The 13,355-nt window shown below is 41.0% G+C and carries 12 protein-coding genes and 2 pseudogenes; 9 read left to right on the plus strand and 5 right to left on the minus strand.

What is annotated here, in order from left to right:
- The first annotated feature begins 972 nt into the window (after window positions 1-972).
- The 5 genes and pseudogenes from ACFE93_RS08050 to ACFE93_RS08070 form a co-directional block, all read left to right on the plus strand.
- Window positions 973-1,542, plus strand: coding sequence for a photosystem I assembly protein Ycf4 (locus ACFE93_RS08050; protein ID WP_375472866.1), 570 nt, complete (start codon window positions 973-975; stop codon window positions 1,540-1,542).
- 148 nt (window positions 1,543-1,690) lie between these two features.
- Window positions 1,691-2,476: a peptidylprolyl isomerase gene (locus ACFE93_RS08055; RefSeq protein ID WP_375472818.1), complete on the plus strand. Its 786-nt coding sequence runs from the start codon at window positions 1,691-1,693 to the stop codon at window positions 2,474-2,476.
- Window positions 2,477-2,562: 86 nt separating this feature from the next.
- Complete coding sequence (locus ACFE93_RS08060) at window positions 2,563-3,732, plus strand: beta-ketoacyl-ACP synthase (RefSeq protein ID WP_375472819.1); 1,170 nt, start codon at window positions 2,563-2,565, stop codon at window positions 3,730-3,732.
- An 866-nt stretch (window positions 3,733-4,598) separates the two neighbouring features.
- Window positions 4,599-5,888 (plus strand): Glu/Leu/Phe/Val dehydrogenase, encoded by a 1,290-nt coding sequence (locus ACFE93_RS08065; protein ID WP_375472820.1) that lies wholly within the window; start codon window positions 4,599-4,601, stop codon window positions 5,886-5,888.
- 88 nt (window positions 5,889-5,976) lie between these two features.
- A pseudogene (locus ACFE93_RS08070) lies at window positions 5,977-6,099 on the plus strand (DUF29 domain-containing protein); the annotation flags it as partial.
- A 47-nt stretch (window positions 6,100-6,146) separates the two neighbouring features.
- On the opposite strand, the gene ACFE93_RS08075 reads toward ACFE93_RS08070, so the two are convergent.
- The 3 genes from ACFE93_RS08075 to ACFE93_RS08085 all read right to left on the minus strand — a co-directional run bounded on the left by ACFE93_RS08075 (window position 6,147) and on the right by ACFE93_RS08085 (window position 8,084).
- A complete protein-coding gene (locus tag ACFE93_RS08075) occupies window positions 6,147-6,809 on the minus strand; it encodes a response regulator transcription factor (RefSeq protein ID WP_375472821.1) in 663 nt (220 codons plus the stop codon).
- Between the two features lie 66 nt (window positions 6,810-6,875).
- Window positions 6,876-7,646, minus strand: coding sequence for a hypothetical protein (locus ACFE93_RS08080; protein ID WP_375472822.1), 771 nt, complete (start codon window positions 7,644-7,646; stop codon window positions 6,876-6,878).
- 192 nt (window positions 7,647-7,838) lie between these two features.
- Window positions 7,839-8,084, minus strand: coding sequence for a hypothetical protein (locus tag ACFE93_RS08085; protein ID WP_375472823.1), 246 nt, complete (start codon window positions 8,082-8,084; stop codon window positions 7,839-7,841).
- A 60-nt stretch (window positions 8,085-8,144) separates the two neighbouring features.
- On the opposite strand from ACFE93_RS08085, the gene ACFE93_RS08090 reads away from it, so the two are divergent.
- Window positions 8,145-8,321 (plus strand): hypothetical protein, encoded by a 177-nt coding sequence (locus ACFE93_RS08090; protein ID WP_375472824.1) that lies wholly within the window; start codon window positions 8,145-8,147, stop codon window positions 8,319-8,321.
- Between the two features lie 179 nt (window positions 8,322-8,500).
- Here ACFE93_RS08090 and ACFE93_RS08095 read toward each other — a convergent pair whose 3' ends face one another.
- Window positions 8,501-8,884, minus strand: a complete 384-nt coding sequence (locus tag ACFE93_RS08095; RefSeq protein ID WP_334704707.1) for a hypothetical protein — start codon at window positions 8,882-8,884, stop codon at window positions 8,501-8,503.
- A 260-nt stretch (window positions 8,885-9,144) separates the two neighbouring features.
- Between ACFE93_RS08095 and ACFE93_RS08100 the strand changes: the two genes are divergently transcribed.
- The 3 genes and pseudogenes from ACFE93_RS08100 to ACFE93_RS08110 all read left to right on the plus strand — a co-directional run bounded on the left by ACFE93_RS08100 (window position 9,145) and on the right by ACFE93_RS08110 (window position 12,002).
- Complete coding sequence (locus ACFE93_RS08100; RefSeq protein WP_375472825.1) at window positions 9,145-9,507, plus strand: hypothetical protein; 363 nt, start codon at window positions 9,145-9,147, stop codon at window positions 9,505-9,507.
- Window positions 9,508-9,511: 4 nt separating this feature from the next.
- Entirely contained in the window at window positions 9,512-11,458 is a 1,947-nt protein-coding gene (locus ACFE93_RS08105) for a CHASE2 domain-containing protein (RefSeq protein WP_375472826.1), read from the plus strand.
- A 108-nt stretch (window positions 11,459-11,566) separates the two neighbouring features.
- Window positions 11,567-12,002: pseudogene (locus tag ACFE93_RS08110) on the plus strand (DUF29 domain-containing protein).
- A gap of 174 nt (window positions 12,003-12,176) precedes the next feature.
- Here ACFE93_RS08110 and ACFE93_RS08115 read toward each other — a convergent pair.
- A complete protein-coding gene (locus ACFE93_RS08115; RefSeq protein WP_375472827.1) occupies window positions 12,177-13,331 on the minus strand; it encodes a Fic family protein in 1,155 nt (384 codons plus the stop codon).
- Window positions 13,332-13,355: the final 24 nt, after the last annotated feature.

Raw genomic sequence — 13,355 nt, forward strand, 5'->3', positions numbered from 1 at the left:
TAGAACGTCAAACCACCCTCTACTGGGCGCGCGTCCAACTGCGATGGTCATTAGAGCAAAATCCTCTTTTTTTACTAAAATTGCAACGTTTCTAAGACTGTACCGGGAGCCAGTGTAACCGACTGCCGTGAGGAATTAACGTTTTTTTTGACAATCTCAACTGCTTTTAACCAACTGAGATTCTGAGAGCTTGCTGACTAGTTAAGTCATTATTTCTCAGGGTTATGACATTACACGTAACATCGGCTAGTAATCTAGCTTGTGTTAACTTAATGATTCTTAACTTATCACACTACTCAGGGTTTTTGCCTGATACGCAAAAGCAAATGAGCTATGAAACACGAACCTTATAAATAATATGAATATCAGAATTTTTACAATTTGACACAACTTTTCTCAGAAATCTGAAAAAATTTAATGCAGATGGACGTAGGTAGGTAACTCATGTCAAGAGGTCAAAAAGAGGCAGGGAAAGGGTAGCAGGGAATAAGGGGGGCAGAAGGGCAGGGAGAAAGAATTTTTATCAGGCATTGAGTGAAAAAATAGTACAACATTCCCTAAAAAATTATATCCGTAGCAGAAACATGGAAGGGCGCAGCTGAGTTTTTGTCAACGATGTTTGGTAAAATGCGGATAGTCACTTCGCCAGCCACGGTTGTTGATACACCTCTGGAAAACCTATGTGAAATATTAGACAAGGAGAAAAGAAGTTGGCACATCTTGACTAAATACAAATAGCCTAAGTGGTTTGTCCCGTAGTACAAGTAAGCCAGCATTATCTGGGACAGTAAAATTTGTAGGGTACAAAGTGAAAAATTTATAGTCTGCGGCAGGGTTCCCGTGGACTTCAAATATAGCTCTGGGTGCCTCTTAAGCAATAGCCGGATTGGCACAGGAACCCACCACTCTATGCAAAAGCATTCAGTGTGCTTTGTATGTGACAGCGAGTATCTCACGGGCAATGGTAGTTCAATGACGACATCAACAACGATTAACAAAGGCGATCGCATCCTGCACCAAAATGTTCTCGGTTCTCGTCGGTTCAGTAACTACTGGTGGGCAACTATCGTTACCTTGGGAGCAAGCGGTTTTTTATTGGCTGGAATATCCAGTTATTTAAAAGTTAATTTACTCATAGTTTCCGATCCTACTCAACTGGTATTCATCCCCCAAGGATTAGTGATGGGGTTATATGGTGTAGCTGGCTTGCTATTAGCCATATACCTGTGGCTAGTAATTTTATTGGATGTTGGAGGCGGTTACAACGAATTTGATCGGGAAACTGGTGCAATCAAAATCTTCCGCTGGGGATTTCCTGGCAAAAACCGCCGAATTCAGATTGATAGCCGCATAGAAGATGTCCAATCTGTACTAATAGACGTAAAAGAAGGTCTTAACCCCCGTCGCGCCCTCTATCTACGCATTAAGGGACGGCGAGATATACCCTTAACACGGGTTGGACAACCCTTATCTTTAACAGAGTTGGAAACAGAAGGCGCAAAGTTAGCCCGCTTTTTGGGAGTATCGTTAGAAGGATTGTAAGGGAGTGAGGGAAGAAAAGGGGGAGCAGGGGCAAGGGGCAAGGGAAAGAATAAAAATTACCTCTTTCCCCTCTGCTCCCTGCCCCTCTGCCTCTTATGCCAATGCCCCTCAAAACGATAAGATACTCTGGTTAAATCGGTAACAGGCAATGCGGTTAAAAATTTCACAATTTTTGTTTTCTCTTGTGATTATTAGTGCCTTAATGTTGGGAGGATGTTCAACACAGCAACTCGCTTCTAATACGTCTTCTCCAACCTCGACAGCTACCTCGACTACCCAGACGACTAGTGAAGCAACATCTGTATCTCAAACTAGTAGTGAGAGTATTCCTGGACTGGCAGATTTACCGCGCCTCGAAGGCAAAGCTACTGTAGTAATCACGGTTAAAGGTTCACCGATTACTATCGAAGTAGACGGCACTAATGCCCCTATTACAGCCGGCAACTTCGTAGATTTAGTGCAAAAGGGTGTGTACGATGGTTTAGCTTTCCATCGAGTTGTGCGCGAACCCCAACCGTTTGTAGTTCAAGGGGGCGATCCTCAAAGCAAAGACCCGAAAGTTCCAGCAGATAGACTAGGAACAGGTAGCTATATTGACCCAAAAACGGGAAATGCTCGTTATATACCTTTAGAAGTTAAGCCCAAAGGTTCAGATACTCCGATTTACAATAAACCATTTGATGCTACTGCGCAACCCGTCGTATTACCCCATAAACAGGGTGCAGTAGCAATGGCGCGATCGCAACCACCAGACTCTGCTTCTGCCCAGTTTTACTTTGCTTTAGCGGATCTAGCGTTTTTGGATGGTAACTACGCCGTGTTTGGCAATGTCACTCAAGGCTTTGATGTAGTAAACAAAATTCAGCAAGGCGATCGCATTGACTCTGCTAAAGTCACCCAAGGTGCTGAAAATCTGAAAACACCCGGAAAGTAGGAGGAGCAGGGGGAGAAGAGGAGCAGGGGAAGTAATAAAAGAACTCCTAACTCCTAACTTTTAACTCCTAATTTTTAACTCCTAAATTGCTGAAGGTTGTAGTCACAGGTATTGGTTTAATTTCCGCTTTAGGTGGAAGCTTAGAGGATAGTTGGCAAAATTTGCTGGCAGGTAAATCTGGAATTCGATTACATCAACCATTTCCAGAACTTACACCACTTCCTCTAGGTTTGATTAATCAACAACCATCTGAGTTGACAATGTTAACTCAGATGGTTGTTGCTTCTGCTTTGCAAGATGCTGGCTTAGTTCCACCTTTAGCTGATTGTGCTGTAGTCATTGGATCGAGTCGTTCTTATCAAGCGTCTTGGGAAATGCTGGCAAGGCAAATGTATGGAAATGCAAAGATGCGGCAAATTTCCCCGTCTCCCCATGTGCCTCTGTCCTCTTTTGGAAATTGGCTAGATAGATTACCTCAGATGAATGCGATCGCAGCTGCCAGGCAAATCGGTGCATCGGGGATAGTTTTGGCACCAATGGCAGCTTGTGCTACTGGAAGTTGGTCTATTGCCCAAGCAGCTTTACTTATACAAACTGGGCAATGTCAACAGGCGATCGCAGGTGCAGTGGAAGCACCGATTACACCCCTAACTTTAGCTGGGTTTCAGCAGATGGGTGCTTTAGCGAAAACTGGAGCTTATCCCTTTGATTTACATCGGGAAGGCTTAGTGTTGGGTGAAGGCGCGGCTGTGTTTGTCTTAGAATCAGCAGAGTTTGCAAAGCAGCGTCAAGCAAAAGTGTATGGTGAAATTCTCGGTTTCGGCTTAACTAACGACGCATATCATAGTAATTCACCAGAACCTGAAGGTAAAAGTGCGATCGCTGCTATCAAACAATGTCTAGAACGTAGTTGTCTATTACCAGGCGATATCGATTACATTCATGCTCATGGCACAGCTACCCAGCTAAATGACCAGATGGAAAGTATGGTAATCCAGCGTTTGTTTCCCCAAAGCGTGCCAGTTAGTTCCACCAAAGGAAGCACAGGTCATACACTAGGGGCATCTGGAGCTTTAGGTGTAGCTTTTTCTCTCATGGCCCTAAAGCATCAAATATTACCACCTTGTTTAGGATTGCAGCAGCCAGAGTTTGATTTAGATATCGTGACAGCAGCACGTCTAAGTAAAATTCGACAGGTATTATGTTTGAGTTTTGGCTTTGGAGGACAGAATGCTGCGATCGCGTTAGCAAGGTAAAAACCTCCTTCTAGAACATCCTTCTTCTTATGTAGCCCGGATGCTTTATCTCAAACGCGGTTTTTACCAAATTGGTGAATCCCCAAACAACAGCGGATTTAAAACTATCTATCTTGAACTCCAACTCGATAGCATTATTGATAGTGGATGAAGAAATTCATCTGGTTACGATATTGCAAAGCTTTTTGTACATTCGATTATTTCAAGTGCTTGAAACGATGATTTTTCGTTCAAACTAGATCAAAAAGCGATCGCATCACAGTGCGATCGCCTTTTTTATAGATTTTGTCAAAGCCTACATCATCGGCAGCTAACAAGCCAATTCTCATTACAGGCAAAGCCTTTCATAGCAACTTTAGAGGAAGAGGCAATCAACGGTGCGAAGCGATGTCTACAGCAGTAAACTACTCTCCTAGAACAAATGCACCAGAACCACAGGCTGGATCAAACTAGGGAAGCGATCAATTTCTTACAGGAAAAGGCGACTGAGTGCGATGCCTTTATTTATGGAGAGCGATCGCAGCCATTGAGCTATCTGGCGGAATCCGCCAGATAAGGCGATCGTAACCAACCTGAGTTCGGGTTAAAGATAAGGAGGTAAAAGCCACTCCAGTTGAAGGCTAGGTTTCTTAGGTTGATGACAATATGAAGCGATTTCAACATCCGAGAAACTGGGCGAACTAGAGAAAATCTAAATTGTCTAGAGTGAATGTATTAGTCCGTATACTGCTTTGCACATACAGCAGCATATAAAACATAAAACTGTAACAAAAACTACAAAACTGTTATTTTTCCAAAAAAAAAGGATAAGCTTAAGTACAGATGATATCCGGTTCGTAAAAATACCGTGATTAGGAGAAAATTTTATGATTTCAAAATCTCTATTGCTGTCAGAACCTGCTTCTCCAGCGCATATATGCCCATTTGACCAAGCCTGTAGCTACTTAGAAGCGGCAGCTAAAGAATTAAATTTAAATCAGGGTTTGCTGGAAATTCTCAGCCACCCACGTAAGGTTGTCACAGTTTCCATTCCGGTGAAGTTAGATGATGGGGAAATACAGGTTCTCGCTGGACACCGCGTACAGCACTCTGATGTCTTAGGCCCATATAAGGGTGGAATTCGTTACCATCCGGCTGTGACACTGCGGGAAGTATCCGCTTTAGCAATGCTGATGACCTGGAAATGTGCCTTGTTAGGTATTCCTTACGGTGGTGGGAAGGGTGGCATTGCTATAGATCCCAAACGCTACAGTGTTGGCGAATTAGAGCGAATCAGCCGCCGTTATATCAGTGAGTTGATTAAAGATATTGGGCCTTCCGTAGATATTCCGGCGCCAGATATGGGTACTTCTGCCCGTGAGATGGCTTGGATGATGGATACTTACTCTGTAAATATTGGTCATGCTGTACCAGGAGTTGTAACTGGAAAACCCCTTTCGATTGGTGGTTCTCTAGGGCGAGAAATGGCAACTGGACGTGGCGTGATGATTACTGTACGTGAGGCGCTAGCAGCTCGAGGTAAATCCTTGGCAGGAGTGCGAGTAGCTATTCAGGGTTTCGGTAACGTCGGCTGTGCCGCAGCAGAATTATTATATGAAGCAGGCGCGAAAATTATCGCGGTTTCAACTAGTGCTGAGGGAATATTCTCTGAAGTTGGTCTTGATATTCCCAAGTTGAAAGTCTACGCTGCTGAAAATCGCAAGAGTATTGCGGGTTTCCCACAATCTGTACCAATTAGCAATGCAGATTTATTAACTTTACCCTGTGATGTCTTAATACCCGCGGCTTTAGAGAACCAAATCACTGAAGAAAATGTGAATCAGGTGCAGGCGCAGATTGTGGCAGAAGCAGCTAACGGCCCGGTTACTCTTGAGGCTAACTTGGCGTTAGAGGCACGGGGTGTGACAGTGCTACCAGACATCTTAGCGAATGCTGGCGGTGTAGTGGTGAGTTATTTAGAGTGGGTGCAGGGGCTGTCTTACGTATTTTGGGATGAGGAACGTGTCAACCGCGAAATGGAACATTTAATGGTACAAGCGTACCGCAAGGTGATTCATCAGTCGCAAGTACGCCAAATTTCTTTAAGGTTAGCAGCTTACACACTGGGGGTAGGTAGAGTGGCTCAGGCACTAACTGACAGAGGTCTTTATCCTTAGTTTGTTTTAGTTGTTCATGAGGCAGAATAAATCGTTGTCGGCAGTAATTTTATTTGAACCGACAGTGATTTATCTGCCTTTTTTATTGAGCGATCGCTCTCAACTTTCCATTGACATATTCCCCTTGATACCCATTGGTTCTTTAGAGCAAATTTTAGATGAAAACTGGTTTCCCGAATATAACGGCAATCATTATGCTAAAGCTGATTAGAATAGATACTTAACTTGTGCTGACCGCATAAAGGATCATAACCTAAATCAAAATGATAATAATTTTTTCTGAATTGCTTTCATACATAGGGCGATGCGAGAGTTGATATCTTTTTGCTCAACTTCATCAATACCCAATTTTACTTTGAGGTGTTGGATATGATTTTGAACAGCCCTGAGCGATATATGAAGACGATGGGCGATCGCCTGGTCTGTTAAGGATTCATGACACAAAAGCCTGAGAACTTCCAACTCTTTCTCATTCAAGTTTAATTCTTGACGTAACTCTTTAGGCAGTTTCAATTCTCCATTCAGCGCACTTTCAACACCCTCTAAAAAAGCTTTGCGCCGTTCCATCTTATTCACCACCACAAACCCACCGCAGTGATGATTAATAGATTTGACAAGTTTTATTAACCAACTGGGTTCACTGCTATAGATGAGAATATTTAGAGAGGAATAAGCATCAAAAATTAACTCTAATAGTTTGAAAGCAGATTTAGCTGACTGAGAGCCAGAAGGTGTAACAAATTGTAAATCAAGGACAATTAAATCTGGTGTCTCTATTTGTAGACGTTGTAGTGCTTCTTGGGGAGTGTTGGCGATGACACAAATAGCAGAGGGGTCGAATTTTCTGAGAAAATCACAGTTATTTTGGGCTACCTCCGGGTGATCTTCTACAACGAGAAACATCTGTGGCTTGGCTTTCATGTCTTGGGCTATGCTTCCGTAAGCATGGCTGAAATTGAACTTGTGTATTTTCTATTCAGAAGATGTTTAATCAATATAGCTACATGGATAAAGCAGTTTTTCTTCTGAGATTAAGTTACCATCATTTGTCATAACTTGACCATTGGAATAGTACCAAGTTGCTCCCTCTTCTCCTGCATGAAGTGTCATGACTTGACCATTGGAATAATACCAAATTGCTCCCTTTTCTCCTGCATGAAGTGTCATGACTTGACCATTGGAATAGTACCAAGTTGCTCCCTTTTCTCCTGCATAATGTGTCATGACTTGACCATTGGAATAGTACCAAGTTGCTTCCTTTTCTCCTGCATGAAGTGTCATGATTCGACCATTAGAGTAGTATAGAGTGTTCCCATTGCCTGTCTGGGCTACTTTGCATAACCTATATAGTTCTCTAGAATTGTTATTAATAGACGATCTATCAGAAGTATTAGAATTCACTTTACATAATTTAAAAGCCCGTTCAACTGACTCGGAGTCATAAAAAGTACCTATAGTCTCAATAAAACATTTTCCTGGTGCTGTAGATGTAGCTCTTTTACATACCATAGCTGCTCCTTTGGCAACTTGATCATCATAAAAAGTAGGAAGTGCTGCTTTAAAACATTGGGCTGGGATGGTAGATGTAGCTCCTTGACACATCCATGCTACTAAATCAGCCGTATACGAATTAGCAAAGGTAGGTAATGCTTGTTGATAACATTGCTGGGGGTTTGCTTGGGCGGATTTAATATTTATTGTAAATAATCCTAAAAGATTAAGTAGGATTATTACCCTTAGAAATTGCCCAAATTTCATTTAGTTTTTAAGAATTATTGAATTAATATAAATGTAGCGTCGCCTCAAATCATCGTGTAATCAAAAGTGCGATCGCCTAAAATCATCGTGTCATCTGGGAGACTAGATCCCCGACTTCTTGAAGAAGTCGGGGATCTGAATATACTAGGAAGTGCGATCACTTGATTTTTAAGACAGTCGCTACAAATAACTTTAATTCAATTTCTGTGTGTTCCCACTGCCGCCAAGATTTAGACCATCTGGACTCTCATACACCTGACCGCCTACAAAATAAGTGATAACACTATTTTTGTTAGTACATGTCATCCTTTCTACCTCTCCAGTCCCTTTATACGCCCTTGCAGTATTGCCACCACCGCCAAGGTTTAGTCCATCTGGACTCCGGTAAATATATCCCCCCTTAAAGGCGACAAAAAGAGCATTTTGGCACACTAGCATTTTATTTACTGTCGCTGAACCAGGATAAGGTTTCGTAGTGCGGCCTCCACCACCAAGATTTTGCCCATCTGGACTTCGGTAAATAGATCCTCCTTCAAATGCTGTGTAAATTGCACCACCGAAGATTGGCAGCGCCTCGGCATTACCGATGTGATGTACAACGTCCTGATGGGTAATGACGAAACCTCAGCTTCCTCTCCTGCTCCTTTTTCCACAGATGGGTATCCAGGCTGGTAGCGGCGGGAAGGATAGAGACGTAAAACGGATGGGCAAGTAATACAGTTCGGATAAGAGAAAAGATAAGATAAATTGCCTATTGATAATGCTTATGTAGAGAGGTTGCAATGCAACTTCTCTACACATCATAAAATTCCACCTATAACCTTAACCAAACCGTATTCACCCCACTACTTGATTTATGGAAGCATTTGAGTCGAAGTGTTGTTACCACCACCCGTGAAGAAGACGGCAGCGTAGCAACCAAAACTGTCACGCAGATTGTTTAAAGCTGGTGTCCACTGAGATTTAGCAGATTCCTCTGCTGTGCGATCAGTTGTACCCTTACTTGTATCAGCGAATTGAACAATGATTCTGGCTGAAAAAGAATCATAAGTTGCGGTTACAGAACGGTTGTTTGTGGGTGATCTCAATCCTGCGGTAATTCGATCAGCCATAGCTTTGCAACCGGGTGTTCCTTGAGCGGAGGAGGGACTGATAGAAGCCGTAATCAGTGTCGCCGCAGCTAGAGAAGCTTTGACTAAGTTGATAGATGTTTTCTTGAAGTTTTGATTATTCATCATTCATCTGAATTGAGTATTTTGAGCAGTCTATAACTAGTGATATTTCTACTAATCGCTTGAATTAATCCTTGCTTGAGGGCTAACCTGTTGCTTTTACTGAGATTAGTTTTACCCACCAAGAAAATCTACGAGGATCACCGCAGAAAACTTTGCGAAACCCCGCAAATTAATTTGCAGACTTACGAACCTATCTAAAAACCTAATTATGATAACTGTGAGAACATCATTTATCCAGCAGCTATTAGGTTTCAGGCTCAGTTATGAAATTCCCTATACAAAGACTGCATATTATCCTCACCACAGTATCTTTGCTGTGGGGACTCAGTTCACCCGCCTTTGCTCAACAAATTTGGTCAGGAACAGGCAGAATTGTCAGTGGTGCAGGTGAAGGTGGGACAGTTGAGTTAGAATTGAATGTTAAAGACAACAATGTGCAATTCCTCTCTGGCCCATCAAAAAATGACCCACCATTCCAGCTAAATAACTCTACAGGTCTGAATGGAACTGTAAAGGTGAATGCTGGAACTTGGCAGTTTGTCCAAACAGGGAACGAGTTAGGAGTCAGCTTGTCTCAAAATAATCCCGATCGGATTATTCGCTATCGTCTCTTTCCCAAACCGTAACTAGATGTGGTGCAAAGGTTGGCAAATTAAGTTTCTCAGCTTAGGAATCGGTTGCGGTGTATTTTACAATTTCATTTTTTCTCAAATTCCTTTAGTTCAGAAATTGGAGTTGCAACTTCAAGATACTTTGCTGAGATTGCATCACCCAAAATCCCCGCCTCAAGAAATTATTCTGGTAAAAATTCAAAGAAAGGATTTAGCAAATCAAAAGCTATCTATAGGGCGAGTTTTCTATGCAGATTTAGTTGAGCATCTTTTAGAAGCAGGTGCATCTGTCGTTGTTTTGAACCTCCGCAATGACTGGCGAGAACCACCAGAGTTTGAGTACCCTATCAAAATTACTGAGCCAATAAATAGACCTCTAAAAAATCTGGTGCAAAATCATGGCGATCAACTTGTTTTAGTGACGCGCACCAATCCAATCTCTAATTATAAACAAACAAATTTTTTAATTTATAATCATCTTATCCCTTTTGATGGCGAACAACTTCGACCTTTAATTTCTCCTCATACTCTTCAGGGATTTTTTGAATACGAACCGGAAGCAGAATTTCCGAGAAATTTAAGTAGCACTGCTCGACGCTCTCACTTAGTTGGTCAATTCTTGATATCGGAAGAAAATAATCAAGTTAAAACTTTTAAATCTGCTGCTCTTTTAGCTTTAGAAAAGTTTGAACAACAAGAGCAAAAAAGTCCTCTCTCTTCACGACTTGCTAAAATTCCAACTCAGGTAGAGATTAACTTCTGGGGTAAGGGGGGAACTTTTCCTTCTCTGGAACTAACATCTATTTGTCAGCCCAACAAAGAAAAAAAATGTTTGGTTGTGTCTCCTAGCCAACTGTCTCAACAAGTACGCCATAAGGTCGTTTTCATTGGTTTTACAGAAGGGAACAACATACATACAATGGCGATGCTGTCACCTTTCGGTGACAGCATGTCCGGCGTAGAAATTCAGGCCAACCTCATGGCCAGTTTGATGACAGATTCATTTTTACAAATTTCGCCGCAATGGTTGGAGTTGATAATCATTATTTTAGGAGCAGTTTTTATTAGTGCTAGTGTTTCTAGTTATCAAAATTGGCGTTTATTAGGGCTAGTTTTGGCAATATTTGGCGGTTATTTGGGACTATGTTTAATTCTCTTTAAATGTAAGTGGATATTATCAATTATTCTGCCTCTATTGATATGGACAGCAACAGGGATATCTGTTTTTATCTATTTCATTTGGGTACGACAAAAAGAGGTTATTACTCTGCAAAACTATCAAATTACGCAATTAAAGGCGGCTGAACAAGAAGCGATTCTTTCGCGCACACGTAAAATCCTTCATCGCACTGCTTCTGATATCCATGATGGGGCTTTGCAAGATTTGAAGTTGGTGATGGACAAAATTGAATTGGAATCTAATTTAGATGTAGATTCAATTTTAGACAAGTTGGCAGCTTTAGGGCAGGAAATTAGGGATAAATTGTATAACATTCGTAGTGTAGCTGAGAAAATGGAGGTGACTCCAGCATTACGACAAGGGTTAGATGTCGGAATTAGAGCGACGCTGCAAGATTTAGTCAATTCTGGAAAGTTAACTTTAACAGTGATTACAGAACTTCAGCCTCTGCAAGAACCAGAATTAAACAGTGTTTGGATTGAACATCGAGAGGAAATTTACCGCTTTTTCCGCGAAGCACTGAATAATGTGATCCAACACGCCCAACCACCCCACGGTACTGCTACCCAAGTGTGTATTAGTTTAGAGCAACAGGGAGCCAAATGTATTTTAGCGATCGCCAACGATGCCTCAATTGTAAAATCTACTATCTATGGACGCAAAAAAGGTGGCTATGGTACTAAGATGATGGATGCGATCGCCTTTGAACTTCCAGATGGTGCATGGGAAATGTCAGCTTTACCTGATGGACAAGTGCAAGTCATACTGAGTTGGCATTTACCCTAAGTCGATCTGGCTAAATTAAAAAAATAGTATGAGTTCGGCTAGTCTATGGTAAAACCAATAATCCAATCAGCAACTCAAACCTTATACGACGAAGATTATTATCTGTAGCTGAGGACAACTATAAACCAACTTCGTGCTGGACAGTTTTCCGCTGTTGATTTAGATAATTTGTTAGAAGAATTAGAAACTATGGGTAAAACGGGAGAAGCGAACAATTGAAAGTTTATTAATTAAGCTGCTTGAACATCTACTAAAACTCAAGTGTTGGGATAATGAACCAGAACGTAATCAAGGACATTGGAAAGGGTAAATCAGGACTTTTCGTAGAGAGATTAAAAAATATTTTAAAGATAGTCCTAGCTTCAAATCTTACATTTTAGAAATATTTGATGAATGTTATGAAGATGCAAGAAAAGAAGCAAGCGATCGCTCTCAACTTACCATTGACATATTCCCCTCTATACCCATTGGCTTTTTAGAACAAATCTTAGATGAAAACTGGTTTCCTGAATATAACCACAATCATCACGGTAAACCCGATTAAAATGAATCCCCACCCGACGCATTTCTGCAAGAATGCCTCACTGACCCAGTGTTGAGAATTCAACTTAAACGAATGGCATCGCAAAACTTTTGTAAATCCTCTTAAGTAACTCTGCTAACAAAGGATTAGAGGATGTAGAAATCTTGCCAAATATGAAATACTAATCCTTATTTGTTAGCGCTCGTTAAAAATAGATAGGTATGGACCATAAGTAAAAGCTCGGTTACGTTTATTTCCGGTAATTTCTTGCACAATTCCTATGGCACATAATTCTTTGACTAAATTGTTAGTATTAGCATATGATAATTGGGTAATTTCTTGAGCAACTTCCATATTAAAAACTGGTTGCAAATAAAGTTTTTCAAGTAAAGCTATAGCACTTCCTGACTTGCGACTGCTGATTTCTTTTATTACTATTCTACGATGTTCCTCTTTCAAATTAACTATTTGACGAGCAACAGTAGATGCTTCCTGAGCAACTTCATATACACCTTTTAGAAAAAACTTAAGCCAGCTTTCCCAATCCCCAGTATCCCTTATAGATTGGAGATAATCGTAATATTGCAAACGGTGTTTTTTGAAGTAATAAGATATGTACAACAATGGGCGTTTTAATATATTTTTTTCACATAACAAGAAAGTAATTAGCAAACGTCCTGTTCTTCCGTTACCGTCTTCAAAAGGGTGAATTGTTTCAAACTGAGCATGAGCTAATCCAATTTTAATTAAAGCTGGCATTGGGGCAGAGTCATGTAAAAACTTCTCAAAATTACTTAAAGCTTGTTGCATATCATGGGGTGGAGGTGGAACATAAGTAGCTTCTTTTAAAGAACATTTTCCAGCGCCAATCCAATTTTGGCTGTGGCGAAACTCTCCTGGCCCTTTTTCAGAACCTCGACCTTCTCTCAATAATTCTTTATGAATTTCACGGATCAATCGCAATGATAAAGGAAAATTATTTTCTAATCTTTTGAGTCCGTGATTAATTGCTGCAATATAGTTGACAACTTCAGTTACATCTTGCGGGTTGTCTGGTTCTACTGTACGAGATTCAAATTCAAGAACATCTATTAAAGAAGCTTGTGTTCCTTCTATCTGACTTGACAATACTGCCTCTTTACGAACATACATAAACACGAATAAGTCAGGATTAGGTAAAGCGTCTGTCGAGCCATCTAAACGACCTAACGCTCTATCTGCTTGTGATAAAAGTTCAAACATTTCATCGTCAATACATAATTTAGGTTTAGGCGGCAAAGGATTAGGTATAAAAGCTTTGTATCCAGCAAGTTGCTCTACGTATTTACCTGCTCTATGGGTATCAACCATATTATCGATTCCATTCACAAGAGA

This window comes from uncultured Nostoc sp. (assembly GCF_964247315.1).
Lineage (GTDB): Bacteria > Cyanobacteriota > Cyanobacteriia > Cyanobacteriales > Nostocaceae > Nostoc.